The following is a 25,624-nucleotide window of genomic DNA, read 5'->3' as shown; positions in this document are numbered from 1 at the left end:
ACGTTACCAAATCTGCATGAAAACTATAACATCAAACAAACACGGAACACCACAAATTACGCACCGGACAGGCGCGTGACCGCGGCAAGGCTGCTTTCCGGCGAAAAGCCGTGATGCCGCAGGATCTCGACCAGCTCCTCCGGCGCGCCGCCGAGCTTGAGATTTTCGACGATCCAGCCGTGCCAGTCGGGCGTGACCTCCATCGCCTCCGACGCGATGTCGATGCCGGCGATCAGCCTGGCCAGCAGCGCGTTGATGCGCCTGGTGTCGATCAGGTGCTGGACCACCGTATGGCCGGAATACGGGAACGGATACAGCGTGCAGTTGCCGCCGGCGGCCAGCCGGTGCGCGTGCATGGCGTCGAGGTTGACCGACTCGGTGGCGTTGGCGCCGTCGGGTTTCGTGCCGAAGGCGATGTGCAGCTCGGGCCGCGCGCCCTCCTTCGCCCGGCGCAGTTCGGCCAGGTCGTAATAGCCGGACGGCGGCGGATCCTGGGCCAGGTCGCGCATCACCGCCAGCCAGCGCCGCTCGTGGTAGAGCTGCGCCTGTTGCACGTCGAGGAAGGACAAGGGGCCGAAGGCGATGATCTGCTGCGCGCCGAGCAGCTGGCCGTACATGATGGCGGCATACGCCCCCATCGACTGGCCGATGGTGATCACCTTGCTGGGCGCGATCGCCTGGACCAGCGCGCGCAGGCCGGCGGCCGTTTCATCGGGATGCGTGCCCAGGCCGTCTATCTTGCGGTGATACCAGGCGTTGCCGGAATCGCGCACCAGGATCTTGTTGAGGTGGCGCCCGCTGTTTTGCTCCAGCTTTTTCAGCCGTCCATAGAAATCGAATTCCGGCCGCGACTCCCACGACACGAAGCCGAACGCGATGACCAGCATCTCGCCCGGCACCACGCGGTCGAGCAGCACGTCGTCGGTGCTGGTCTTGACGTGCCGGTTATCCAGCGCGGGCACATCGGTGACGGACAACGGCATCGAGCGCGCTCCCGGGTTAGTGGTTAGTGGCTGTCGGTGTAGAAGCAGCGGCCGCAGGCCTGGCGGTAGCTCTCGTTGCCGCCGATGCTGATCTGCTCGCCCTCTTTCATGCGCTTGCCGTCCTGGTCGACGCGGATGTTCATCGTCGCCTTCTTGCCGCAGCTGCAGATGTTCTTCAGTTCCTCGATATCGTCGGACAGCGCCAGCAGATAGGCCGAGCCGGGGAACGGCTCGCCGCGGAAGTCGGTGCGCAGGCCGTAGGTGATCACCGGGATGCCGCGCACCTGCGCCAGCTGGTGCAGCTGCTGCACCTGCGCCGTGCTGAGGAACTGCGCCTCGTCGATCAGCAGGCAGGCGATCTTTTCATCGATCTTGTCGAGGAAATTGGTGGCGGCGTCGAACACTTCGGTCTGGCGCTGCGGGCCCAGCCGCGACGTGACCTGGCCGACGCCATAGCGGTTGTCGATGGCGGCCGTGAACAGCCGCACTTTCTGGCCCTGCTCTTCATAGTTGTGCGCCACCTGCAGCATGGCGGTGGACTTGCCCGCGTTCATCGCGGAATATCGGAAATAGAGTTTTGCCACTGCAGCCTTCGGATGTTATGTGCCGTCTGAAGTGCGCGATTATAAACCGTGGCGCGGCAAAAGAGCGCCCCCGCTCCAGCCCGCCGATTGTGTTCTCCTATGGGCGGCATAGATTCAATATACTTGCGATCAAATCGCATGCGAACTATAATACATTCACTAGTTAGCGATCCAATTGCCGACAACTCAGCCGCATACGACCCATCATTTGAGGAGCATCACCATGAAAACCATCGCCATCGCCCTGTCCATCGCCGCCCTGTTCACCTCCACCGCTGCGTCGGCGCAGGAGCAGCTGCAATCCGCCGAAACTTATTCCGGCTACACCGGCTTCGTCTCGACCAAAACCCGGGCCGAGGTCCGGAATGAACTGCGTCTCGCCCAGCAGCGCGGCGAAGTCGTCTCCGGCGAGCAATATCCGGAACGCGTGTTCGACGCCGCCACGCACAAGACCCGGGGCCAGGTGCGCGCCGAACTGGCCGCCTACCGCAACGGCCACCCGGACCAGGATACTGAAGTCGTCCGCTGATTCGCCACAAAGTGACCGGACTGCCGATGCGCGCAACCGCATCGGCCGAAAAAGCGCATACTTGCTCAAAAAGCAGCGAGGAGATCCATATGCGCGCACCGGCACTGTTCACCCTGATCGGCAATACGCCACTGGTCGAGATTACCCGTCTCGACACCGGCCCTTGCCGGCTGTTCCTTAAACTGGAATCGCAAAACCCGGGCGGCTCGATCAAGGACCGCATCGGCATGGCCATGATCGAAGCGGCCGAGAACGACGGCCGGCTCAAGCCCGGCGGCATCATCATCGAGGCCACCGCCGGCAACACCGGCCTCGGCCTGGCGCTGGTCGGACGGCTCAAGGGCTACCGCGTGCTGCTGGTGGTGCCGGACAAGATGTCGTCCGAAAAAGTGCTGCACCTGAAGGCGCTCGGCGCCGAAGTGCGCACCACCCGCTCCGACGTCGGCAAGGGCCATCCCGAGTATTACCAGGACTACGCCGCGCGGCTGGCGGCCGAGCTGCCCGGCGCCTGGTTCGCCGACCAGTTCAACAATCCCGCCAACCCGCTGGCGCACGAAACCACCACCGGCCCGGAAATCTGGCGCCAGATGGACCACGACGTCGACGCCATCGTGGTCGGCGTCGGCTCGTCCGGCACGCTGACCGGCCTGACGCGCTACTTCCGCCGCACCGCGCCCGAGCTGGAATTCATCCTGGCCGATCCCAAGGGCTCGATCCTGGCCGAATACGTCGCCACCGGCCACGTGGCCGAGACCAGCGGCTCGTGGGCGGTCGAAGGCATAGGCGAAGACTTCATCCCCGCCATCGCCGACATGAGCGGCGTGACCAAGGCCTACACCATCACCGACCAGCAAAGCTTCGACACCGCCCGCCTGCTGCTGCGCGAGGAAGGCCTGCCGGGCGGCTCGTCGACCGGCACCCTGCTGGCCGCCGCGCTGCAGTACTGCCGCGAACAGACCACGCCCAAGCGCGTGGTCAGCTTCGTCTGCGACACCGGCACGCGCTACCTGTCCAAGGTCTACAACGACGGCTGGATGCGCGACCAGGGCCTGCTGGCGCGCAAGCCGGAACACGACCTGCGCGACCTGATCGGCCGCCGCTACGACGCCGGCGAAGTCATCAGCGTGTCGCCGGAAGACACGCTGATGATCGCCTTCAACCGCATGCGCGCGGCCGACGTGGCGCAGCTGCCGGTGCTGTCGGGCGGGCGCCTGGTCGGCATCATCGACGAATCCGACCTGCTGCTGACGGTGGACACGCAGGCGCAGCGCTTCAACAGCCCGGTCGGCGCGACGATGACGCGGCGGCTGGAAATCCTGCATCCGACGGCCGACCTGCACGCGCTGCGCGCCACGCTGGACCGCGGCCTGACCGCCGTGGTGGCCGACGGCGACACCTTCTACGGCCTGATCACCCGCTTCGACCTGCTTAACCACTTGCGAAGGACTCTATCTTGAACGAACCGTTGAACAAGCAGCACAAAAAAGCCGCCCTCTCCACCCGCGTCATCCATGCCGGCCAGTCGCCCGACCCGTCGACCGGCGCCATCATGCCGCCGATCTACGCCACCTCCACCTTCGTGCAGGACAGCCCCGGCGTGCACAAGGGCCTGGACTACGGCCGCTCGCACAACCCGACCCGCTGGGCGCTGGAGCGCTGCGTGGCCGACCTGGAAAGCGGCGCCCAGGGCTTCGCCTTCGCCTCCGGCCTGGCGGCCATTTCGACCGTGCTGGAACTGGCCGACGCCGGCTCGCACATCATCGCCGGCGACGACATGTACGGCGGCACCTACCGGCTGTTCGAGCGCGTGCGCCGCCGCAGCGCCGGCCACGACTTCACCTACGTCGACCTGACCAAGCCGGAAAACCTGCTGGCCGCGATCAAGCCCGAGACGAAGATGGTCTGGGTCGAAACGCCGACCAACCCGATGCTCAAGCTGGCCGACCTGCAGGCGATCGGCAAGATCTGCCGCGAGCGCGGCATCATCGCCGTGGCCGACAACACCTTCGCCAGCCCGCTGGTGCAGCGGCCGCTGGAACACGGCTTCGACATCGTCGTGCACTCGGCCACCAAGTACCTGAACGGCCACTCGGACATCATCGGCGGCATCGCCGTGGTCGGCGCGGAGCCGCACCAGAAGGCCTGGTGCGAGCAGCTGGCCTTCCTGCAAAACTCGGTGGGCGCCATCTCCGGCCCGTTCGACAGCTTCCTGGTGCTGCGCGGCGTCAAGACGCTGGCCATCCGCATGGAGCGCCACTGCCGCAGCGCGCTGGAACTGGCGCGCTGGCTGGAGCAGCAGCCCAAGGTGCGCAAGGTCTACTACCCGGGACTGGAGTCGCACCCGCAGCACGCGCTGGCCCAACGGCAGATGGAAGGTTTCGGCGGCATCATCTCGATCGACCTGGACACCGACCTGCCGGGTGCCCGCCGCTTCCTCGAAAGCTGCTCGGTGTTCGCGCTGGCCGAAAGCCTGGGCGGCGTCGAAAGCCTGATCGAGCACCCGGCGCTGATGACGCACGCCAGCATCCCGGCGGCGCAGCGCGCCGCGCTGGGCATCGGCGACGGCCTGATACGGCTGTCGGTGGGAATCGAAGATATAGAGGATTTAAGGGCCGATATTCAGCGTTCGCTGGACGCGATTTAGCTGATACCATGCGGGAATTCAGTATTCTGTCCGAGACAACATGGAATTCCTCTTAATCATAGTCGGCGTGCTGGCCATCGGTTTTATCTACTCGATCGGCGTGGCCAGCGCCAAACCTATCGCCGGCAGCGATTTTTACAAGGTGTCCAGGGACGGCCGCGTGCTGGCCGGCGGCCAGAAGGTCAAGGTGCTGCGGCCCAAGGTGACGCCGGAAGGCCTGACGGTCAAGCTGCGCGTCGGCAGCCTCACCGGCGAATTCCTGGTCCACCAGCTGGTGGCCGAAGCACACCTGCCCAATCCGGCCGGCCTGAAAAACGTCCGCCACAAGGATGGCAACCTGCGCAACAACAAGGTCGAGAACCTGGCCTGGGTGCGCGAGCCGGCGCCGGCCGAAGCCGAGGCGGCGCCTGGCGGATAACGGGAACTGCCCCCGAAACGCTGCGCTAAGACGCCGCCTGAACGGCGACACTGGAGCTAGCCAGCAGGTAAAAAACTTCGTTTCCATCGACCCGCTCCCGGGTCCATCCTTGCAAGGCATAGAAGCTGTCTGCCCTTGTTCCCGCCCCGGTGCTCAATCGGACAAACTCCTGGCCTTGCTCAAAGAGCCACTCGACGGCCATGTTCAGCAATTGCTTGGCAAGCCCCCGCCCTTCGTATTCCGGCGCCATGAACAGCGCCCAAATTGATGCGTTGGTCTTGTTTGCGTAGCAGAATCCCGCGACACTCCCGTCAACTTCCGCGACCCAGCCGCGCCCCAGCAACTCCAGGTAATCTTCGTACATTTGCACGGTGATTCGGCTCGGGTCGGAAAGAACATTCTCGCCAACAGCCATCCGAATCGTCGACATCGCAGGAATGTCATGCGAATTTGCCCGGCGAAAATTGACTAATTTGCTTTGGGTCATGCTCAAACCTCTAATCTTTTTCCTTTTCTTTTTTACCCGTCACCTTATGCGCGCCGTCACGAAACGCATGCCCGACGTCCCGGGTAACCTTCCTTGCGCCATGTCCGACAGCGCGCGCGCCATCGCGAAAGCCGTGTCCAATCGCCGTGGTCGTCTTCTTGACCCCGTGGCCGACTTCCTTGGCAACCTTCTTGGTCTCGTCGACCGGGTGCACACCCTCGTCGGCAGCGGACGCCGATATGGCAAAGGACATCGCGATCGCCACTAAAACGGCCGCGAACACGTTCTGATGCAAAGGCTTTGAAGTCATATTCATTGCTGATCTCCCGGGTGATATTTACGTTCCAAATTCTTTTCCACGTCCGCCTTGTAGAACAGCACATCCTTGAATTCGCCTCGCGCGTACATCGCGGCCTGGTCGTAGAAGTGCGGCGATGCCGGATCTCCGCTCTCGCCGCCGGCCAGCACGCTGCGCGCCTTGATGCGCGGCCCGAACTCCACCGCCGCCACGAAGCTGTTGCCGCGCTCACCGTAGATGCGCTTGGTGGTCTGCTTCGACGTCATGCCGTAGGCGGCCAGCGAACCCCAGTTGGCAGACGCGAACGGCACCGGCAAACTGGGCTTGCTGTCGTCGAACGGCTGCACGATGTCGCCGGTCAGGCGCTGGAAGCGGTTGATCTCGCCCCAAGGCGTCTGCCACTTGCCGAAATCCGCGGTCAGCTTGGCCGTCGCATGCTCCAGCGCCTGCAAACGCTGCTGGGGCGTGATCGCGGCCTGCAGGTAGTCTAACACCTGTACCTCTTTCGCCTTGGCCGCCGCCTGATTGGCCGTATATAAATCCTGCACCCAGTATACCGCCAGCGAAGTCGGCACCGATTCCAGCGAGTAGCGCATGTCCCAGCCGCGCAGCGCGGCGATCTGCGGCGCCAGGCCGGCCTTGAGCGGGTCGCCGGCCGGCAGTTCGTCGTAGGCGGCGAACAGCTGCGGCAGCAGCGGCTCGAAGGCCGGCAGCTGCGTGTCGTAGGCGCTGGCGATCAGGCTGGCGAGGGTGAAGTTCTTTTTGTTCTCCAGCACCCGCACCGCGTGGATGCCGCGCGCGTTCTCGCCGTACTTCGACATATAGGCCGGATAGTCCCTGGCCTTCGGGCTGTAGGCGCCGGCCGCCGTGTACGGCCAGTTGTTGGTGTTCTGGATCCAGCCGTTCTTTGGATTGAACAGCGTGATGGTCTCCTTGACCGTGTGCAGGCCCTGCCACTCGGTGGCCGGATCGCTGCCGTCGACCGGGTGCGTCCAGTCGAACTTCGGATCGCGCTTCGGAATGAAGTTGCCGTGGAAGTAGGCGATATTGCCGTCGGCGTCCGCGTACACGGTGTTGTTGGACGAATTGGTGCGCAGCTCCATGGCCTTGTAGAAGGCCTGGTAGTTGCGCGCCTTGGTGCGGACGTAGGATTGCGTCAGCGCCTTCAGCGGCTCGTTCATCAGGCGCACGGCGACCCACTTGCCGTCGGCCGCGCGCACGATCGGGCCGTGGTGGCTGTAGTACACCTTGACCACCTTGCTGTCCATGCCGGCCGCGGTTTTATACGGCAGCGTGATGTCGACCGCCTTCAGCGGCCGCTGTTCGGCGCCGTACTGGTAGAAGAACTGACCGTCCTTCTCGCTGATGGTTTCCAGGTATTCGTCGATGACGTCGCCGCCGCCCGAGGTGTGCATCCAGCCGATACGGTCATTGAAGCCCTGGTAGACGAAGAACTGGCCCCAGGTCACGGCGCCGTAGGCGTTCAGGCCCTCGTCGCTGTGCACCTGCACTTCGGGACGGAAGTAGAACGAGGTGTGCGGATTAATCAGCAGCAGCGCATGTCCGTCCCTGGTCAGCGACGGCGCGATGGCGAAACCGTTGGAACCGCCCGGCTCCTGGTCCAGATCGAAGCTGCCGCGCGCCGCCGACATCAGCACCGGCGGCGGCAACGGCAGCTTGGCGCCGTTGGAGTACAACGCTTCCAGCTGCTTCAGGTCGACCGACTCGATGTCGCCGCCGATGCTGCCCTCGCTGAAGCTGAGCGCCATCCACGGCTCGAAATGCGTGATCAGCGCCGGCTTCACGTCCGGATGCGTGGCCAGGTAGTAGTTCAAGCCGTCGGCAAACGCCACCATCAGCTTCTTCAGCCAGGCCGGCGATTGCCGGTACTGCTCCTGCAGGTCGGCCGGATTGATGAACAGCTTCATGCGCAGGTCGCGATACAGCTCGGCCTCGCCTTCCACTTCGGCCAGCCGGCCCATGGCGTTGATGTAATTGAGTTCGACCCGCCTGAAGTCGTCCTCGGCCTGCGCGTACATCAGGCCGAACACGGCATCGGCGTCGGTCTTGCCGTAGACGTGAGGGATGCCCCATTTGTCGCGCAGGATGGTGGCGCGCTGCGCCGCGGCCTTCAGGCGCGCCAGCTCGGGCACCGGAGCCTTGTCCACGGTGGGCGCTGCCGCCGCCACACTGGTTATCACACTACAGATCAGGGCTAACGGCAGACGCATGGACAGGCTCCGGTGGTTGATTTAGCTGGCGTCGACCAGCTCGGAAATACGCAGTTGCAGCGCGGTGATCTCGGCCCGCAGCGCCGCGTTCTTTTCCTTGAGCGAGGCGTTTTCCGCGCGCAGCTCCTCGACCTCGGTCAGCGGACGGCCGTATTCGCCGCCCTCCTTCGCCTCCTTCGGCTCCTTGGCCGGACGCGAGGCGGCGCGCAGTTCGCGCACTTCCTTGGCCGCCTTCTGCAATTCCTTCTTGCCGCCGGCCACCGCCGCCACCTGGTCGGCTTCCGGCAGCGAGGCCACCGTCGCGGCGGCGTTGATCGAGATCGTGCCCGAGCGCACCGCCTCCACCAGTTCCGGCGTGGCCGTCTTCTGGATCTTTTCGATCTGGCTGATGGTGGCGCTGCTCAGGCGGGCGGCGCGGGCGATGTCCTCGCGCGAGGTCAGCGGCATGGCGGCCGGCCTGGCCTTGGCGGCATCGCCCTCCGGCGGCGCGATCGCAGCATCCTCGGCGGCGGCCTGCGCGGCCAGCTCGACCGCGCGGGCGGCGACGATTTCCTTCTTGCGCAGCGCCAGCACGCCGCGCTGGAAGTCCGAAATGCTGCGGCGGCCCAGGTTGTTATCGATCATCCACAGCTTGACGTCGTCGAGGCTGCGGAAACTGGTGTTCTCGATGGCCTTGAACGGCACGCCGTGCTGCTGGCAGATCTGGTAGCGGTTGTGGCCGTCCACCAGCACGTCTTCCCACAACACCAGCGCGTCGCGGCAGCCTTCGACCAGGATGCTGCGCTCCAGGGCCTGGTACTCGGCCTCGGTCAGCGGCTCGATATAGCTGCGCAGCACTTCGTTAATTTTGATTTGCATAGTTCATCCTTGAATTTCCCGGCGGGCCGGCGCCTGTGCGCCCGGCCGAATCGCCGTCCAGCATGCTACACCATCCGCGCACGCCGCCAAAGCCCCCTCTGCAAGATGAGTACTAAGGCAATCTTAAGATTCATTCATTACTATGCATTCCAGTCAAACGAGCTTTCTCCGCCAATTGACCAAAGCCCCGCCAGGTTGCTGCCTGCGCGGGGCTTTTCCATGGGGATAGTTGCTTTTGTAAAAACCTTGGCGCATGATGAAACTTCTTCAATCAGGAACTAGCCATGGTCAATTACATCATCAGCGTTGCATTCAATGAAACCGACGGCGACGCCATCGCCCGGCTGAACACGGAACTGTCAAAATACAACATCGCCGGCGGCATCAAGGCCGATGACGGCAAGGGCTACTATCTGCCGCCCGGCAATTACTGCTACAGCGGCGCCGAGCCGATCAACGAAGTGCGCGACGCCATCCATCGCCTGGCCGAAACCGTCAAGCCGGGCGCCATGGTGCTGGTGACCGAAGTCACCACCGTGTCGTGGAGCGGCCTGAAGCTGGTTGAAGCCTGACAGACTGTAACGCGTCAGCCAACGTAAGCCGCCTCGCGCGGCTTATTTGCCTTCTTATTTGCCTTTATAGATACCGGCTTCCAGAATGACATCGCCGTGCTTGACGAAGTAGGTCGATTTCTTTTCGATGTCGCCGTTGGCCGGATTGTTGTAGCGGTAATCCACCCAGCCCTTGCCTTTGGCCTGGGCCTGATCAATGATTTCCTTGCGGAACAGCTTTCCATCCGCATCAGGCAGCACCACCATGTTCTTGCCGACCAGCTTGGGGTTGGTCGGATGGGCCAGCTGGGTGCCATCCAGCGCCCGCACGGTCAGGTAGGTGGTGTCGTTGATGAACTCGGGATTCTTGCTGTTGACTTCCTTGATCAGCGCATCCTTTCCATTCTTCTGCAGGTAGGCGGCGCCCTTGTCCACCATGGCAATGGCGGCGGCGGAGTTGTCGGCGGCAAGCGCCGGTACGGCGGACAGTGCGGTGGTGGCGAGCAGCACCGACAGGATCGTATTTTTCATGGTGTCTCCGAAGTGTAAGCGCCGCTGCATTGGCGGCACGCCCACTATATCAGTTCGTTGCCTGCGGGCGATGACAACCCGGCTACGTGATTTCCGCAATAGCCGGGCAGCTTGCGCCGGCCGCGGCGACAATTTCATACCCCGTCTTGGTTCTTTTCGCAATTGCGCACCTCTGCAGTGCTCCGCACAATGTTTGCACACTCCGTGCTTCCTCCCAGGCCAGCACGGGACAACAATATGGAGACGGCTGCAATGGAAAACTGTTCCGGACGCCTTTGCGCGTCGATGCCCGCTGCACCACCTGATGCGCGCCGTACCATGACGCCCCTCCGCCTCGCCCCAGCCTTTATTACCTGAGCCGACAACCGTTTGCCTCCGGTGGCGCCATCGCCGCCGGAGCCCAGGATTCCGCCCTTACGGACGGAATGAACGCGCACATCCGTTCACTTCGCGACGGCATGCGCAGACACAGCTGTACCCACCAACAATAACGAGGAGATCATTCATGATGAAACAACTTTCCGGCCCGATCACGGAACGAGCGGGAGGGGCGCGGCTGCGCCGCGCCCTCGCCGTGTCCACGCTGGCGCTGGCCTGGGCCTCCGCCCTGCCGGCACAAGCGGCCAGCTATACCTGGGGCAATGTGAAGGTCGTGGCCGGCGGCTACGTCGACGGCATCGTCGCCCATCCGGCCCAGCAGGGCCTGTTCTACGCCCGCACCGACATCGGCGGCGCCTACCGCTACAACAACGCCACCAGCACCTGGGTGCCGCTCAACGACTGGACCACCCCGTCCAACTGGCACGAGATGGGCATCGAGTCCATCGCCGTCGATCCCCGCAATGCGAACATGCTCTACATGGTGGCCGGCATGTACACCCAGAACTGGGACGGCAACGCCGCCGTGCTGGTGTCGTCCAACCAGGGCGCCAGCTTCAACTCGTATCCGCTCAGCTTCCGCACCGGCGGCAACGACGACGGCCGCAACGCCGGCGAAAAACTGCAGGTCGATCCCAACCTCGGCTCCGTGCTGATGTACGGCACCTTCAACGATGCCGCCCAGGGCGCCACCAACGGCATCTGGAAAAGCACCAACAGCGGCCAGACCTGGACCCGGCTGAGCGGCTTCACGGCGCTGAGCAACGACGGCAGCGGTTCCGGCGTGGCCTTCGTCACCTACTACCAGCCATCGGCCGGCAGCGGCAGCGCGACGCCGACCGTGTTCGCCGGCGTCTCCACCGCCGGCGCCGCCTCGGCCGGCACCACGCTGTACAAGAGCACCGACGGCGGCAGCCACTGGTCGGCCGTCACGGGCGGCCCCAGCGGCCAATATCCGAACCACGGCCAGGTCGGCCCCGACGGCAATCTCTACATCACCTACGGCAACGCCATCGGGCCCAACGGCATGACCACCGGGCAGGTGTGGAAGTACAGCGTCGGCGGCAATACCTGGCAAAACATCACGCCGGCCAACCCGAACAATTACTCCTTCGGCTACGGCGGCCTGGCGATCGATCCGAAGAAATCGGGCGCGCTGGTGGTCATGACCATGGACCGCTGGTGGCCTGGCGACACCATGTTCCGCAGCACCAACGGCGGCTCCAGCTGGACCGACGTGGGCCCCGCGTCCACCCGCGATCCGAGCCTGTCGCCATGGGTGAAGTTCGGCGCCGCCACGGCCGGCTTCGGCAACTGGGGACAGGTCGCGATCGATCCGTTCAACTCGGCGCACGCGATGTACGGCACCGGCCAGACCGTGTGGACCACCAGTAACCTGACGGCGGCCGACAGCGGCCAGGCCACCAACTGGACCATCGGCGCCAACGGCATCGAGGAAACCGCGACGCTGGCGCTGATCTCACCCACCTCCGGCGTGCCGCTGATCAGCGGCCTGGGCGACATCTGCGGCTTCGTGCACACCAGCCTGACGGTGTCGCCGGCTGCCGGCATGGTGAGCAATCCGATCTGCGGCAACGGCACCGGACTGGACTATGCCAAGTCGCTGACCTCCAAGATCGTCCGGGTCGGCACCGGCGGCTCCGGTGTGTACGGCGCCGTCTCCACCAACGGCGGCACCAGCTGGACGCCATTCGCCAACCAGGCCGGTTCCAGCCAGGGCGACGGCACGGTGGCCATCTCGGCCGACGGCGGCACCATCGTCTGGGGACCTAAGGACGTGGCCCCGGCCTACTCGACCAACAACGGCGCCAGCTGGACCTCGACCGGGCTGCCGGTCAGCACCTCGTGGCAAATCCTGTCGGACGGCCTGAACGGCAACCTGTTCTATGCCTACAATGCGGCCACCGGCATCTTCTACGCCAGCGCCAACAAGGGCGTGAACTGGTACACGGCCGCCTCCGGCCTGGCGACCGGCGGCAAGGCGACGACCGTGGCCGGTAACCAGGGCGACGTCTGGCTGGCCACTTCCTCCGGCCTGTTCCGCAGCACCAGTTCCGGCTCGAGCTGGAGCCAGGTGTATTCGGGCGTGGTGACGGCGGCCAATTCGGTCGGCTTCGGCAAGGCGGCCAGCGGCGCGTCCTACCCGGCCATCTACCTGGCCGGGACGGTCAGCGGCGTGTCGGGCTTGTTCCGCTCCACCGACACCGGCAGCACCTGGGTGCGCATCAATGACAACGCGCACCAGTGGGGTGGCTACAGCATTGTGGTCGGCGATCCGAAGACCTTCGGCACCGTGTACGTGGCGCCTAACAGCGGCCGCGGCATCATCTACGGCACATCGCCGAACTAGGAAAGACCGGCGGGGCGGTCGTTGCCCATAAGTCAGCCAACGGCTACGCCCGCCCCGCCTTCGCGATCGCGACACAGCGCCGTGCCAGGATCGCTGTGGGATCAAGCAGCGCCACGCTGCGATCGCCCAACTGAAATGCCGTGTTTTCCTGCAAGAGCAAAGGCAATTCGGTGCAGCCCAATATCACCACGCTGGCGCCGGCATCGACCAGGTGCTCCAACGCCTGGATCAGATCCTGCCGGCACTGGCCCTCCAGATAGCCGGCTTTCACGCCGTATTTGCCGTAGATTGCGCGCATGACCAATGCCTGATGCGCATCGTCGGGCACCAGCAATTCAAACGGCGCGCCGGCGGCGGCCTCGTGATAAACGCGGCTGCCGACCGTTCCGTCGGTAGCCAACAGGCCGACGATCCGCTCGCCGCCATGGTGCCGGGTGATATGGCTTACGGTCTCTTGCAGCATATTGATGATCGGCACCTCGACCTGCCCGCGTATGCGTTCGATATACGCGTGAGCGGTGTTGCACGGAATGGCGATCAGGTCGGCCTGATTGGCTTCGAGGCGCTTGCAGGCCGCATAGATTGCCAAGGTCGGGTCCTCCCCGTCGCCGATCAGGTTGGCCGTGCGGTCGGGAATTTGCGGATTGTGCTCGACAATTAATTTGACGTGATCCTGATCCCGCCGCGCCGCCGTGTTCAAAATAATCTTTTCCATGAAATCGACCGTCGCCGCAGGGCCGACTCCACCGACGATACCGAGCTTGAAGGAGCGCGGCGGCCTTGGCTGGCGCATCTCCAAGGCGTAATCGACGTATGCCTGATTGCTGTCCATCACCGGCATGCCGGCTGCCCGCAACAAATTGGAGACCATCGCGATCTCCGTGGCGCCCGGCACGATCAGCTCGGCCCCTTGCCCCATCAAGTCGCGGCACGCTTCCAGCAGCAAGGCCATCGAACGCGGCGATCGATCGTCGTTTTTCAGTCCCGCCGCCCCGTACACGGCCTCCATCACGCAACGCCGCTGGATTGCCGACTGCGGATAGACCAGGCGGTAGCCCTCCGGCTGCAGATGGTGCTCGAACAGACGCTGGCCTAGCACGTAATCGGACGTCAGCACGCCGATGGTTGCGGCGCGCGGGACGTCTTTTCGAAGTGCGGCCGATACGGCGTCCATCAAGCCGACTATGGGCAGACTCAATTCGGTCTGCAACTGATGCAGGAACGTGTGGCTGATAAAGCACGGCAGCATCACGCTGTCGGCGCCCAGTTGCTGGTAGTGCTGCACCATGTCATAAATGTAGAGCATGCGCCGGTTGAGCTCCGTGCTGCCGTCGATTGGGAAACGGCTGTGCTCATACAGGACGCGATAGGCGTCATGGCGGCTGTGGCGCGCGATACTTCGTACCATTTTCCCGTGTACGTCGGCACCGGCCAGCGCGCCGAGGCCGCCGATGATGCCTATGCACTGGACGTCGTTGCCGGACGATGGAGTGTGAGATGTGAGTGACATGGACCTGTGGTATCTGGGAGACATTTCCGTACGATATCTCGCCCCCGACATCCAGTTATGCAATTTAGAACTGACCCTATGCGACGCAAGCATAGGAGAATGTCGGACAGAACCCACGTAGCCGCAACACAAACGGATTTGGACAGCATGGATATTAAATGGTTGGAGGATTTTCTGAGCCTGGCGCAGACACGCAACTTCTCGCGTTCTGCCCAGGAACGCAACGTGACGCAGTCGGCGCTCAGCCGGCGCATCCGTTCGCTGGAAGCGTGGGTAGGCGCCGATCTGGTCGATCGCAGCACCTACCCGCTGATCCTGACGCCCGCAGGCAAACTGTTCAGCAATTCCGCGGTCGAGGCCATGCGCCTGCTGAACGACACCCGCGCCCTGCTGCGCGTCGAGAACAAGGATGAAAACATGCTCAGCATCTCTGCCGGGCACACGCTTTCGCTGAACTTCCTGCCCAAGTGGCTGCAAACCGTCGAGGCGCGCTTCGGCCAGTTGCGCACCCGCGTTTTGCCCACGAACGTGCACGACTCCGTGCTGTCGCTGGTCGAAGGCAACTGCGACCTTCTGCTCTGCTACCACCACTCCGACCTGCCCATAGAACTCGACCCCGCGCGCTTCGAATATATCAATCTCGGCGGCGAGCTGGTGCTGCCTGTTTCCGCACCCAAGCGCAGTGGGTTTGCCGCATTTTCGCTGCCGGGAAGCCGGGTGGCGCCCACCTCGCAACTGGGCTATACCGCCGGTTCGTTTTTCGCCCGCGTCGTCGAGCGCGTCGTCGCCCGGGTCGACCAGCCCTGCTTCCTGGTGAACAGCTACGAGTCCGACCTGGCGGAGCTGCTCAAGACCATGGCGCTCTCCGGCCTTGGCCTGGCATGGCTGCCCGAGAGCTGCATCCGACGCGAATTAACCGAAGGGAAACTGGTGGCGGCAGGCGGCGAACAATGGAACATGACATTGGAGATACGCCTGTTCCGCGCCATCGACAACCGCAAGCCAGCGCTGCTGCGCCTGTGGGAAAATCTTCAGCAGCACTGAATCGGTGCGCTGCCTCCCCAAAAAATTGCATTCCAGCAAAGCATCAATGTATGTCGAATTAGCATAGTTTGGCAGCGCCCTCTCCCTAGAATGACTTCCATCAACCGCAGTGCAGCGCGGCGACATGTGCAAGTACAACTCAACGGGAGAGACCAACTATGTCTGCGGCAACGAGAACGGAACACGATCTACTGGGCGAACGCGCTTTGCCCCACCACGCGTATTACGGCATCCACACGCTGCGCGCGCTGGAAAACTTTCCGATCACTGGCACGCCCATTTCGCATTGGCCGGATCTGATCGTCTCGCTGGCGATGGTGAAACAGGCTGCGGCCGTCACCAATTTCAAGCTCGGTCTCCTGGGCGAAGAACACCTGGACGCCATCGTCGCGGCCTGCCAGCAAGTCATCGACGGACAATTCCACCAGCACTTCGTGGTCGACATGATACAAGGCGGGGCCGGAACCTCGACCAATATGAACGCCAACGAGGTGATCGCCAACCTGGCCCTGGAACTGCTGGGCCAACCGCGCGGCGCCTATCACATCCTGCACCCGAACCAGCACGTCAACCTGAGCCAGAGCACCAACGACGTCTATCCGACCGCGCTGAGGCTGGCGACCTATCGCGCCATGGACGGCCTGATCGCGGCGATGGATGTGCTGAAGCGTGCATGCCGCGCCAAATCCCATGAGTTCGAAAACATCATCAAGATGGGACGGACCCAATTGCAGGACGCCGTGCCCATGACCCTGGGCCAGGAATTCGGCACCTATGCCGTGATGCTCGGCGAGGACCAGGACCGGCTGCGCGAGGCCGCGATGCTGATGTGGGAAATCAATCTCGGCGCCACCGCTATCGGCACCGGCATCAACGCACACCCTGATTACGCGCAGCTGGCCTGCGCGGAACTGTGCCGCATCAGCGGCGTGACTTTGTCCAGTTCGCCCGACCTGATCGAGGCGACGCAGGACGTGGGCGCCTTCGTCCAGCTCTCCGGCGTGCTCAAGCGGGTGGCGCTCAAGCTGTCGAAAATCTGCAACGACTTGCGGCTGCTGTCGAGCGGGCCGCGCGCCGGTTTCGGAGAGATCAACCTGCCGCCTATGCAAGCCGGTTCCAGCATCATGCCGGGCAAGATCAATCCGGTGATACCCGAAGTGGTCAACCAGATCGCCTTTGAGGTGCTGGGCAACGACATCACCGTCAGCTTCGCCGCGGAAGCCGGCCAGCTTCAGCTCAACGCGTTCGAACCCATCATCGGCTACAGCCTGTTCAAGAGCATCAGCCACCTGACCGTGGGATGCGAGGTGTTGACAACCCGCTGCATCAACGGCATCACCGCCAACCAACAGCACCTGCAAGACACGGTGGAGCGCTCCATCGGCCTGGTGACCGCGTTGAATCCCTACATAGGCTACGAGGCCGCCACCGCCATCGCCCAGCTCGCGCTGAGCAGCGGCAGAGGGGTGGCCGAACTGGTCGTCGAACAAGGCCTGATGACCGCCGGAGAGCTGAGACAACTGCTGCAACCGGATCAGTTGACCCGGCCACGTCCTCAGCCGCTGGCCACGCTGACCTAGCACCAAGCCAGCCTTTCCTTTTCACAGAACTTACAGGCGACCTCGCGGCCGCCAGGGGGAGACACGCGCCTGCAATTTGTAAAACGCAGCACCAGCAGTTCGAGCACCGCATTGCCATAACTATTCAATTTTTCAACACTGGGAGAACAAAATGAAACAACTGGCCACCTGCATCGCCTTGGGCGCATGCCTGTGCGGCGCCGCCTCGGCGCAATCTAACGTCGCCATCTACGGCATCGCCGACGCCGGCCTGGTGCGCGACACCGGCGGCGCGGCCGGCAGTGTCAGCCGTGTCAGCAGCGGCGTCGGTTCGGGCTCGCGGCTGGGCTTCAAGGGGAAGGAAGACCTGGGCGACGGCCTGAGCGCCTTCTTCCAGCTGGAGAACGGCTACAACATCGATACCGGCAGCGCGGGCCAGGGCGGCCTGCTGTTCGGCCGCCAGGCCTTCGTCGGCCTGGCAGGCAAGTTTGGCGCGATCTCGCTGGGACGCCAATACTCGCCGCTGTACACGACGCTGCGCGATGTCGTCGATCCGTTCGAGATCGGCCTGGCGGGCAACGTCACCAACATCATCCCCGGCAACACGCGGGTCGACAACATGGTCGAATACAAGACGCCGCGCTACGCCGGCTTTGCCGCCGACCTGGCCTATGGCGCCGGCGAAACCGCCGGCAACAGCGCCAAAAACCGCACGCTGGGCGCCGCGCTGAGCTATGCCGACGGACCGTTCAATGTCACGCTGACCAACCACATCAAGGAAAACGCCGACGCCAGCGACAGCGCGCGCTACAGCCTGCTGGTGGCGAAATACAAGGTCAGCCGCTTCAGCGTCGACCTCGCCCACGGCGTCACGCGCGGCGCGGCAGGCGCCCGCAGCAGGGACGACGTGCTGGGCGGCACCTGGACCGAGGGCGTGCACACGCTGCTGGCCTCCTACATCCGCCACGACGACCAAACCTCGGCCAACAAGGATGCGCGCCAGTGGGCGGCAGCCTACCTGTACGCGCTGTCCAAGCGCACCGACCTGTATCTGAGCTACGGGCACATCAGCAACCACAACGGCGCCAGCTACACCGTCGGCAACGGCACCGATACCGGCACCGGCAACACCGGCACCGACATCGGCATCCGCCATCGCTTTTAATCTTTTCAGACAGAGGACCTCATGAAACTCACCAAACTGATCGTCATACTGGCCGCCGCCATGCTGGGCCAGGCACAGGCGCAAGACAGCGCCACGCTGAAGAAAATCAAGGATAGCGGCGCCATCACGCTGGGCGTGCGCGAATCGTCCATCCCCTTCTCCTACCTCGACGGCAAGCAGGAATACCAGGGCTATTCGCTCGAGCTGTGCACCCGGATCGTCGCCTCGATCCAGAAGCAGCTGGGCATGAGCAAGCTGAAGATCAACCTGAATCCGGTCACCGCCGCGACCCGGGTGCCGCTGATGGCGAACGGCACGATCGACCTCGAATGCGGCTCGACCACCAACAACGTCGAACGCCAGAAGCAGGTCGCATTCAGCCCCACCACCTTCCTGACCTCGACCCGCCTGGTGGCCAAGAAGTCGGCCAACATCAACAGCTTGCGCGACCTGCGCGGCAAGACGCTGGTGTCGACCTCCGGCACCGCCAACCTGAAGGAACTCAGCGAAATCAACAACATCAAGAACCTGGGCATCAATATCGTGACGGCCAAGGACCACGCGGAAGCGTTCCTGATGGTGGAAACCGGCCGCGCGGCGGCGTTCGGCATGGACGACATCTTGTTGGCCTCGCTGGCGGCCAGCTCGAAAAATCCCGACGACTACGTCATCTCGCATGAATCGCTGTTTGCCGAGCCCTACGCGTTGATGATGCGCCGGGACGACCCCGGCTTCAAGAAGGCGGTCGATGGCGCGCTGACCGAGATCTACGCTTCCGGCGAAATCAACCGTATCTACGCCAAGTGGTTCCAGTCGCCGATTCCGCCTAAAGGCATCAACCTGAACTGGCCGATGAGCGAGGCGCTCAAGCGCAACTTCGCCCATCCAAGCGATTCCGGCGAACCCGGCGCCTACCGCTGATCACCAGGGAGAACGAGGAGACTATGAATTACAACTGGAACTGGCGCATCTTCGGGGAGCAGTCCCCCGACGGCATGGGCACCTACTTTGACAGCTTCATGCACGGCCTGGCGTGGACGCTGGCGACAGCCGTGCTGGCCTGGCTCATCGCCTTGCTGATTGGCGGCCTGATCGGCAGCCTGCGTACCATGCCGAACCGAAGGGTGAACTGGCTGTGCAATGCCTACATCGAGCTGTTTCGAAACGTTCCGCTGCTGGTGCAAATGTTCCTGTGGTACTTCGTTTTGCCCGAGTTGCTCCCCGCATCCATGGGCGACTGGTTGAAGCAGCTGCCCAACGCGTCGTTTGTCACGGCCGTGCTATGCCTGGGCAGCTATACCTCGTCGCGCGTCGCGGTGCAGGTGTCGGTCGGCATCCATGCGCTGCCGCGCGGGCAGCGCATGGCCGGCACCGCGCTGGGCCTGACCTTGCTGCAGACCTACCGCTACGTGATCCTGCCGATGGCGCTGCGCATCATCATTCCCCCCTTGACCAACGAGTTCGTCAACGTGGTCAAGAACAGCGCTCTGGCCTTGAGCATAGGCCTGATGGAATTGACGGCCCAGGCCCGATCGATGCAGGAATTTTCATTCCAGGTGTTCGAGGCGTTCACCATGGCGACGGTGATGTACCTGGCGATTAACCTCGGCATCGTCAGCCTGATGGGGCTGATCGAACGGCGCACCGCCGTGCCGGGCATGTCCCTGCCGGGACGGAGGGTGAAGCAATGACGGGCTTTGATTTCGGCGTGATCGCCGACTCGCTGGACTATCTGTTCCGCACCGGCATGGCCTTCACCTTGCAGCTGACCGGGCTGGCCATGGTGGGCGGCATCGTGATCGGCACCCTGCTGGCGTTGATGCGCCTGTCCGGGCTGCGCCTGGTCGCGGGCGCGGCCGGCCTGTACGTCAACACGATACGCTCGATCCCGCTGGTGCTGGTGATTTTCTGGGTGTACTTCCTGGTCCCCTACCTGGGCGCGTGGCTCTCCGGCTCGTCCGAGCCGGTGAAGGTGGGGCCGTTCGCCTCGTCGCTGGTGACTTTCGTGCTGTTTGAATCCGCCTACTACTGCGAGATCATGCGCGCAGGCATACAGTCCATCCCCCGCGGGCAGTTGGCGGCGGCGCAAGCGTTGGGCATGAACTACAGGCAGATGATGGGCAACGTCGTGTTGCCGCAGGCATTCCGCAACATGATTCCCCTGCTGCTGACACAGACCATCGTGCTGTTCCAGGACGTGTCGCTGGTGTACGTGTTGTCGCTGACCGATTTTGTGGGGGCCGCATCCAAGGTCGCGCACCGCGATGGCCGTCTGGTGGAAATGTATTTGTTTGTCGCGCTGGTGTACTTCGTGTTGTGTTTCAGCCTGTCCACCTTGGTGAAGAAACTGAACCGCAAGCTGACCATCCTCCGCTAACCGCAATTGAAAGCAATCCCATGATTAAAATAGACAAGATAAGTAAATGGTATGGTCCGTTTCAGGTGTTGAACCAATGCTCCACCATGGTCAACAAGGGCGATGTGATGGTGGTGTGCGGTCCTTCGGGTTCCGGCAAATCCACGCTGATCAAGACCGTGAACGGCCTGGAACCCGTTCAGCGCGGCAGCATCTGGGTCGACGACATTCCGGCCCACGATCCCAAGACCAACCTGGCGCAGCTGCGCGCGCGCATAGGAATGGTGTTTCAGAACTTCGAACTGTTCCCCCATCTGTCGATCCGCGACAACCTGACGCTGGCCCAGGTCAAAGTGCTGGGCCGGCCGCGCGACGAAGCCACCAGCAAAGGCCTGGCCTATCTGGACCGGGTGGGGTTGCTCGGGCAGCAGGACAAGTTTCCGGGACAGCTATCCGGTGGGCAGCAACAACGGGTGGCGATTGCCCGCGCGCTGGCGATGGATCCGATCGCGATGTTGTTTGACGAGCCGACCTCGGCGCTGGATCCGGAAATGATCAACGAAGTGCTGGACGTGATGGTCGAGCTTGCGCGCGAAGGCATGACGATGATGGTGGTGACGCACGAAATGGGATTCGCCAGGCGCGTCGCCAACCGCGTGGTGTTCATGGACCAGGGCTGCATCGTCGAAGACTGCGGGAAACAGGAGTTCTTCGATGCGCCCCGGTCAGAGCGCGCGCGCGATTTCCTGCGCAAGATCATCCATTGACAGCGTCCCGTCAGAACGCGCCGACGTAGTTTTCCGCCAATGCCGTCGCCATCGCGCGCGAGCTGACCACGCACTCCAGTTCCGCGCGCTGCACCTCGCGCTTGAACGGGGTGGCGTCGGCAAAGGTGTGCAGCAGGCTGGTCATCCACCACGAGAAGTATTCGGCGCGCCAGATGCGCTTCAGGGCCGCCGCCGTGTAGCCCTGCAGCCGCTCTTCCCTGCCCTGGCGGTAGAACTGCTCCAGCCCCTGCGCCAGCAGCTGCACGTCCGACACCGCCAGGTTCATGCCCTTGGCTCCGGTGGGCGGCACGATGTGCGCCGCGTCGCCGGCCAGGAACAGGCGGCCCGACTGCATCGGCGTCGAGACGAAGCTGCGCATGCCGATGATGTTTTTCTGGAAGATGCGGCCTTCGTTGACCCGCCAGCCGTCGTTGTTCTCCAGGCGCGCGTGCAGCTCGGCCCAGATGCGGTCGTCCGACCAGTTGTCGACGTGGTCGGCGGGATCGCACTGGAAGTACAGCCGCTGCACCGTCGGCGTGCGCGTGCTGACCAGCGCGAAGCCGCGCTCGTGCCGCGCATAGATCAGTTCATCGGACGATGGCGCCGATTCCACCAGGATGCCGAACCAGCCGAAGCCGTAGGTGCGCTGGTAGTCCTGCCGCCCCTGCCCCGGCATCGCCGGCCGCGTCACGCCGCGGTAGCCGTCGCAGCCGATGACGAAGTCGGCCTCGATGCGCGCCGCCTCGCCGCGATGGGTAAAGCTGACCGACGGCGTGGACGTGTCGACGCCATGCAGTTCCACCCCGCTGACTTCGAACAGCAGTTCTCCCTGTGCCGCCAGCCGCGCCGCCACCAGGTCCTTGATCACTTCATGCTGCGGATAGACGGTGATGGATTTTCCGGTCAGCTCGGTCAGGTCGATGCGGTGGCGCCGGCCGCCGAAGGCCAGTTCTATGCCGTGGTGCAGCGCGCCCTCGGCCTGCATGCGGGCGCCGACGCCGGCGTTGTTGAGGATGTCCATGGTGCCTTGTTCCAGCACGCCGGCGCGAATGGTCGCTTCGATGTCGGCCTGGCTGCGCGACTCCAGCACGATCGATTCGATGCCGTTCAGATGCAACAGATGGGATAGCAGCAGGCCCGCTGGGCCGGCGCCGATGATGGCTACCTGGGTACGCATGATGTCTCCGATATGGTGTAAGTGTGCAGCCATCGTAGCGCCGGGGGGCGTTAAAAAAAATGGATGAAACAGCATAAAACTTGTACTATTTCGACACCTCTTCACTTTCCCGGACCTTCCCGCCCATGGCCCGCAACGCAAAACCGGCACTGCCCGATGTTCCGCAATTCGGCCTGTACGGCGAGCAGGCACGGGGAGAAAATGCCGAATTCGTGCACATCGAGCTGATCGAAACCCGCAGCCGGGTGCACCACTGGCATATAGACAAGCACACGCACAGCGGCTTGTTTCAGGTACTTTTCCTCTACGGCGGCGAGGTCAGCGCCAGCGTCGACGGCGCCGTCTGGGAATGCAGCGCGCCGACCGTCATCACCATCCATCCCTCGGTGGTGCACGGCTTCGACTTCTCGGCCGAGGCCCACGGCTATGTGCTGACGGTGGACCAGAACGTGGTGTTTGCGGCGGCGGAAAACCATGGCGACCTGTATTCCTCGCTGTTTGTGGAGCCGCTGGCGATCGACCTGGCCGGCCAGCCGGAACTGCGCGCGCGCCTGGAATCGCTGCTGCAAAACCTGCTGACGGAAGCGGCCTGGCCGCAGTACGGCCACACCTTGATGCTGGAGTGGCTGGCGCGCAGCGCCCTGCTGCTGCTGGTGCGCCTGCATGCGGAGCGCCGCCTCGCCGACCAGTCGGGGCGCAGCGATTTTGAACTGTTCAGCCGCTTCCGCACCGAGGTGGAGCGGCGCTACAAGGAGCAATGGCAGGTCGGCCAGTATGCCGAGGCGCTGCGGGCGACGCCGACCCGGCTCAATCGCCTGTGCCTCAAGCTGTCCGGCAAATCGGCGTTCGACATCACCCAGGACCGGCTGATGCTGGAAGCCTGCCGCAAGCTGACCTACCTGCCCGCCAGCATCGCCAGCATCGCCTATGAACTGGGATTCCAGGATCCGGCCTACTTCAGCCGCCTGTTCAAGAAGCGCATGGGCCTGACGCCCAAGCAGTTCCGCAGCGCCTGACGCTGGAGTTACAACAAGGCGTTCAGCTCGACCTGGATCTTGATCAGCGCCGGCAGGCAGCGCTCGATCATCTGCTCCAGCGGCATGCGCCCGGCGTGCACGCTGATGTTCATCGCCGCCACCACCTCGCCGCGGAAGTTCTTCAGCGGCACGGCGATGGTGCGCAAGCCCAGTTCCAGCTCCTGGTCCACCAGCGCATAGCCCTGCGCGCGGGTGCGCGCGATCTCCAGCGCCAGGCGCTCCTTGTTGACGATGGTGTGCTCGGTGATCCGCTCCGGCTGCGCGCGCTCCAGGAAGGCGTCGATCTGCGGCTGCGGCAGGTGCGCCAGCAGCACGCGGCCATTGGCCGTGCAGTAGGCCGGCACCCGGGTGCCCGGCTGCAGCGTGACCGACACCAGCTGCCCGGCGCTGACGGCGGCCACGCACACCAGCTGGTCGTGATCGAGCACGCCGGCCGATGCCGCCTCGCCCAGCGCATAGGCCAGCCGGTACAGCAAGGGCTGCACGATGCGCGGCAGGCGCGCCGAATGCAGGTACGACTGGCCCAGCCGCAGCACCATGGGTGTCAGCGCGAACTGCTTGTTCTCGTGCCGCATATAGCCCAGGTGGGTCAGCGTGATCAGGTAGCGGCGCGCGGCCGCCCGCGTCAGGCCGGTGCGCTCGGCCACTTCGGCGATGGTCAGGCGGCTGCGCTCCTGGTCGAAGGCGGCGATCACCTGCAAGCCTTTTTCCAGTCCGGCCACCATATCGCGCTGGGCGGGAATGTCGTGTTCTGTGTCCATGGCGAAGAAATCCGGGAATTTGTGCGAGTATCGCACATTTTGTGCGCATAGCGGATATCACCAGCAGCCGGCATATTGTGGCGCGACGCCCCATTTCATACCATGGCTTCCACGCATACCACAGCAACCATCAGGAGGCCCCCTTGAAATTCGATGCCATCCCGTCCGGCGTCTACCCGGAACTGATCTACCCGCCCTACAAATCCACGCTGAAGCGCGGTCCCACCCAGCCGCTGCTGCGCATCCGCGCCGACCAGCCGGTGCAGGACAACCTGGTGCCGTCGCCGCGCATCCTGCTGCCCAACGACATGGACCTGACGGCGCACGGCAATGGCGCGCCGCTGGGCGAGAAGATCGTCGTCACCGGCCGCGTGGTCGACGAGGACGGCAAGCCGGTGCGCAATTCGCTGCTGGAAGTCTGGCAATGCAACTCGGCCGGGCGCTACTGGCACAAGAAAGACCAGCACGACGCGCCGCTCGACCCGAATTTCTACGGCATCGGCAAGATGATGACCGACGACGACGGCCGCTACCGCTTCGTCACCATCAAGCCCGGTCCCTACCCGTGGGGCAATCACGACAAGGCCTGGCGGCCGGCGCACATCCACTTTTCGCTGTTCGGCAACGTGTATGCGCAGCGCCTGGTCACGCAGATGTATTTCCCCAGCGATCCGCTGTTCGACTACGATCCGATTTTCCAGAGCATCCCGGACCTGGCCGCGCGCCAGCGCCTGGTTTCGCGCTACAGCCTGGAACACACCGACAGCGACAAGATGCTGGGCTATGAATTCGATATCGTGCTGCGCGGCCGCGACGCCACGCCCATGGGTCTTTAAAGGAGCAAGCCGCATGAGCCACATCACCACTTCGCAAACCATCGGACCGTTCTCGCATGAAGCCTGGCAGTGGGCTGCCGACGCCAGCGCCGCCGGCAAGCTGGAAACCACGGCCGCCACCATCGTCATCGAGGGCACCATCTACGACGGCGACGGCACGCCGATCAACGACGCCCAGATCGAAGCCTGGCAACCGGCGGCCGCCGGCGCCGAAGCGACGCAGGCGCTGCCCGGCTTCCGCCGCGTGCCCAGCGGCGAACGGGGCGAATTCAGTCTGCGGCTGTCGCAATGCGCGGCGCCGTCCGGTGGCGTGCCGGCCACCTTCGTCACGGTGTTCGCGCGCGGCCTGGTCAAGCATCAATTCACCGCCGTGTTCCTGGAGGACGACAGCGGCCTGGCCCAATCGGCGATACTGCAACAGGTGCCCGCCGGGCGCCGTCCTACCCTGATCGCCCGCAAGACCGCGCCCGGGGTCTATCATTGGGACATCTGGATGCAGTCCGATAAGGAAACCGCATTCTTCGACTATGTCTGACCTCGCAGCGGAGT

General features: G+C 63.8%; 26 protein-coding genes. 16 read left to right on the top strand and 10 right to left on the bottom strand.

The window, feature by feature from the left end; translation table 11 throughout:
- Nucleotides 1–56: 56 nt before the first annotated feature.
- Both ABWW33_RS00940 and ABWW33_RS00935 read right to left on the bottom strand, forming a co-directional pair.
- Complete coding sequence (locus ABWW33_RS00940; protein WP_353397859.1) at nt 57–983, bottom strand: hypothetical protein; 927 nt, start codon at nt 981–983, stop codon at nt 57–59.
- 23 nt (nt 984–1,006) lie between these two features.
- Nucleotides 1,007–1,567: a thymidine kinase gene (locus ABWW33_RS00935; RefSeq protein ID WP_176650329.1), complete on the bottom strand. Its 561-nt coding sequence runs from the start codon at nt 1,565–1,567 to the stop codon at nt 1,007–1,009.
- Nucleotides 1,568–1,790: 223 nt separating this feature from the next.
- Here ABWW33_RS00935 and ABWW33_RS00930 point away from each other — a divergent pair, with 223 nt between their 5' ends.
- From ABWW33_RS00930 to ABWW33_RS00915, 4 genes are all read left to right on the top strand, one after another.
- On the top strand, nt 1,791–2,096 hold the full coding sequence (locus ABWW33_RS00930; protein ID WP_353397856.1) for a DUF4148 domain-containing protein: 306 nt from the start codon (nt 1,791–1,793) through the stop codon (nt 2,094–2,096).
- Between the two features lie 89 nt (nt 2,097–2,185).
- Nucleotides 2,186–3,553, top strand: coding sequence for a pyridoxal-phosphate dependent enzyme (locus tag ABWW33_RS00925; protein WP_353397853.1), 1,368 nt, complete (start codon nt 2,186–2,188; stop codon nt 3,551–3,553).
- The gene (locus ABWW33_RS00920; RefSeq protein WP_353399192.1) at nt 3,547–4,740 is read left to right on the top strand and encodes a trans-sulfuration enzyme family protein; all 1,194 of its coding nucleotides are present in this window, start codon (nt 3,547–3,549) and stop codon (nt 4,738–4,740) included. The genes ABWW33_RS00925 and ABWW33_RS00920 overlap by 7 nt, the downstream gene beginning before the upstream one ends.
- A 40-nt stretch (nt 4,741–4,780) precedes the next feature.
- Nucleotides 4,781–5,158: an HNH endonuclease gene (locus ABWW33_RS00915; protein WP_353397850.1), complete on the top strand. Its 378-nt coding sequence runs from the start codon at nt 4,781–4,783 to the stop codon at nt 5,156–5,158.
- A 25-nt stretch (nt 5,159–5,183) separates the two neighbouring features.
- On the opposite strand, the gene ABWW33_RS00910 is transcribed toward ABWW33_RS00915, so the two are convergent.
- From ABWW33_RS00910 to ABWW33_RS00895, 4 genes are read right to left on the bottom strand one after another with little or no spacing between them, the layout of a single operon-like run.
- Entirely contained in the window at nt 5,184–5,645 is a 462-nt protein-coding gene (locus ABWW33_RS00910) for a GNAT family N-acetyltransferase (protein WP_353397847.1), read from the bottom strand.
- A 10-nt stretch (nt 5,646–5,655) separates the two neighbouring features.
- Nucleotides 5,656–5,961 carry a hypothetical protein gene (locus tag ABWW33_RS00905; protein ID WP_353397845.1) on the bottom strand — a complete coding sequence of 102 codons (306 nt, stop codon included), beginning with the start codon at nt 5,959–5,961 and terminating at the stop codon, nt 5,656–5,658.
- Entirely contained in the window at nt 5,958–8,174 is a 2,217-nt protein-coding gene (locus ABWW33_RS00900) for an acylase (RefSeq protein WP_353397842.1), read from the bottom strand. Before ABWW33_RS00900 ends, ABWW33_RS00905 begins: the two co-directional genes overlap by 4 nt.
- Nucleotides 8,175–8,195: 21 nt before the next feature.
- Entirely contained in the window at nt 8,196–9,032 is an 837-nt protein-coding gene (locus ABWW33_RS00895; RefSeq protein WP_176650315.1) for a ParB N-terminal domain-containing protein, read from the bottom strand.
- Nucleotides 9,033–9,316: 284 nt separating this feature from the next.
- On the opposite strand from ABWW33_RS00895, the gene ABWW33_RS00890 reads away from it, so the two are divergent.
- Nucleotides 9,317–9,604: a hypothetical protein gene (locus tag ABWW33_RS00890; protein ID WP_353397839.1), complete on the top strand. Its 288-nt coding sequence runs from the start codon at nt 9,317–9,319 to the stop codon at nt 9,602–9,604.
- A gap of 54 nt (nt 9,605–9,658) precedes the next feature.
- Here the strand turns inward: ABWW33_RS00890 and ABWW33_RS00885 are convergent, their stop codons facing one another.
- Complete coding sequence (locus ABWW33_RS00885; RefSeq protein WP_218087694.1) at nt 9,659–10,114, bottom strand: cache domain-containing protein; 456 nt, start codon at nt 10,112–10,114, stop codon at nt 9,659–9,661.
- 505 nt (nt 10,115–10,619) lie between these two features.
- On the opposite strand from ABWW33_RS00885, the gene ABWW33_RS00880 reads away from it, so the two are divergent.
- Nucleotides 10,620–12,863 (top strand): WD40/YVTN/BNR-like repeat-containing protein, encoded by a 2,244-nt coding sequence (locus tag ABWW33_RS00880; protein ID WP_353397835.1) that lies wholly within the window; start codon nt 10,620–10,622, stop codon nt 12,861–12,863.
- 43 nt (nt 12,864–12,906) lie between these two features.
- Here the strand turns inward: ABWW33_RS00880 and cuyB are convergent, their stop codons facing one another.
- Nucleotides 12,907–14,373 (bottom strand): cysteate racemase, encoded by a 1,467-nt coding sequence (gene cuyB / locus ABWW33_RS00875; RefSeq protein ID WP_353397833.1) that lies wholly within the window; start codon nt 14,371–14,373, stop codon nt 12,907–12,909.
- A gap of 147 nt (nt 14,374–14,520) precedes the next feature.
- Between cuyB and ABWW33_RS00870 the strand changes: the two genes are divergently transcribed.
- The 7 genes from ABWW33_RS00870 to ABWW33_RS00840 all read left to right on the top strand — a co-directional run bounded on the left by ABWW33_RS00870 (nt 14,521) and on the right by ABWW33_RS00840 (nt 21,264).
- Entirely contained in the window at nt 14,521–15,417 is an 897-nt protein-coding gene (locus ABWW33_RS00870; RefSeq protein WP_353397830.1) for a LysR substrate-binding domain-containing protein, read from the top strand.
- A gap of 158 nt (nt 15,418–15,575) precedes the next feature.
- Nucleotides 15,576–16,997, top strand: coding sequence for an aspartate ammonia-lyase (locus ABWW33_RS00865; RefSeq protein WP_353397827.1), 1,422 nt, complete (start codon nt 15,576–15,578; stop codon nt 16,995–16,997).
- 151 nt (nt 16,998–17,148) lie between these two features.
- On the top strand, nt 17,149–18,141 hold the full coding sequence (locus ABWW33_RS00860) for a porin (protein WP_353397824.1): 993 nt from the start codon (nt 17,149–17,151) through the stop codon (nt 18,139–18,141).
- Between the two features lie 21 nt (nt 18,142–18,162).
- Nucleotides 18,163–19,062, top strand: coding sequence for an amino acid ABC transporter substrate-binding protein (locus ABWW33_RS00855; protein WP_353397821.1), 900 nt, complete (start codon nt 18,163–18,165; stop codon nt 19,060–19,062).
- A gap of 23 nt (nt 19,063–19,085) precedes the next feature.
- On the top strand, nt 19,086–19,832 hold the full coding sequence (locus ABWW33_RS00850) for an amino acid ABC transporter permease (protein WP_353397818.1): 747 nt from the start codon (nt 19,086–19,088) through the stop codon (nt 19,830–19,832).
- Nucleotides 19,829–20,518, top strand: coding sequence for an amino acid ABC transporter permease (locus ABWW33_RS00845; RefSeq protein ID WP_353397816.1), 690 nt, complete (start codon nt 19,829–19,831; stop codon nt 20,516–20,518). Before ABWW33_RS00850 ends, ABWW33_RS00845 begins: the two co-directional genes overlap by 4 nt.
- Before the next feature lie 20 nt (nt 20,519–20,538).
- Entirely contained in the window at nt 20,539–21,264 is a 726-nt protein-coding gene (locus ABWW33_RS00840) for an amino acid ABC transporter ATP-binding protein (protein ID WP_176650305.1), read from the top strand.
- A gap of 10 nt (nt 21,265–21,274) precedes the next feature.
- Here ABWW33_RS00840 and ABWW33_RS00835 read toward each other — a convergent pair whose 3' ends face one another.
- Nucleotides 21,275–22,441: a 4-hydroxybenzoate 3-monooxygenase gene (locus ABWW33_RS00835; protein ID WP_353397813.1), complete on the bottom strand. Its 1,167-nt coding sequence runs from the start codon at nt 22,439–22,441 to the stop codon at nt 21,275–21,277.
- Between the two features lie 125 nt (nt 22,442–22,566).
- Here ABWW33_RS00835 and ABWW33_RS00830 point away from each other — a divergent pair, with 125 nt between their 5' ends.
- On the top strand, nt 22,567–23,457 hold the full coding sequence (locus tag ABWW33_RS00830) for a helix-turn-helix domain-containing protein (RefSeq protein WP_353397810.1): 891 nt from the start codon (nt 22,567–22,569) through the stop codon (nt 23,455–23,457).
- Nucleotides 23,458–23,465: 8 nt separating this feature from the next.
- On the opposite strand, the gene ABWW33_RS00825 is transcribed toward ABWW33_RS00830, so the two are convergent.
- Complete coding sequence (locus ABWW33_RS00825) at nt 23,466–24,239, bottom strand: IclR family transcriptional regulator domain-containing protein (protein ID WP_353397808.1); 774 nt, start codon at nt 24,237–24,239, stop codon at nt 23,466–23,468.
- Between the two features lie 143 nt (nt 24,240–24,382).
- On the opposite strand from ABWW33_RS00825, the gene pcaH reads away from it, so the two are divergent.
- Together pcaH and ABWW33_RS00815 are read left to right on the top strand one after the other, a co-directional pair.
- Nucleotides 24,383–25,075, top strand: a complete 693-nt coding sequence (gene pcaH, locus ABWW33_RS00820; protein ID WP_176650301.1) for a protocatechuate 3,4-dioxygenase subunit beta — start codon at nt 24,383–24,385, stop codon at nt 25,073–25,075.
- A 13-nt stretch (nt 25,076–25,088) separates the two neighbouring features.
- Nucleotides 25,089–25,610, top strand: a complete 522-nt coding sequence (locus tag ABWW33_RS00815) for a peptidase associated/transthyretin-like domain-containing protein (protein ID WP_353397804.1) — start codon at nt 25,089–25,091, stop codon at nt 25,608–25,610.
- Nucleotides 25,611–25,624 lie beyond the last annotated feature (14 nt).

It is taken from the genome of Duganella hordei, assembly GCF_040369125.1.
Taxonomy (GTDB): Bacteria; Pseudomonadota; Gammaproteobacteria; order Burkholderiales; family Burkholderiaceae_D; genus Rugamonas; species Rugamonas hordei.
The sequence above is the reverse complement of the archived record's forward strand: the minus strand, read 5'-3'. Positions and strand labels throughout refer to the sequence as shown.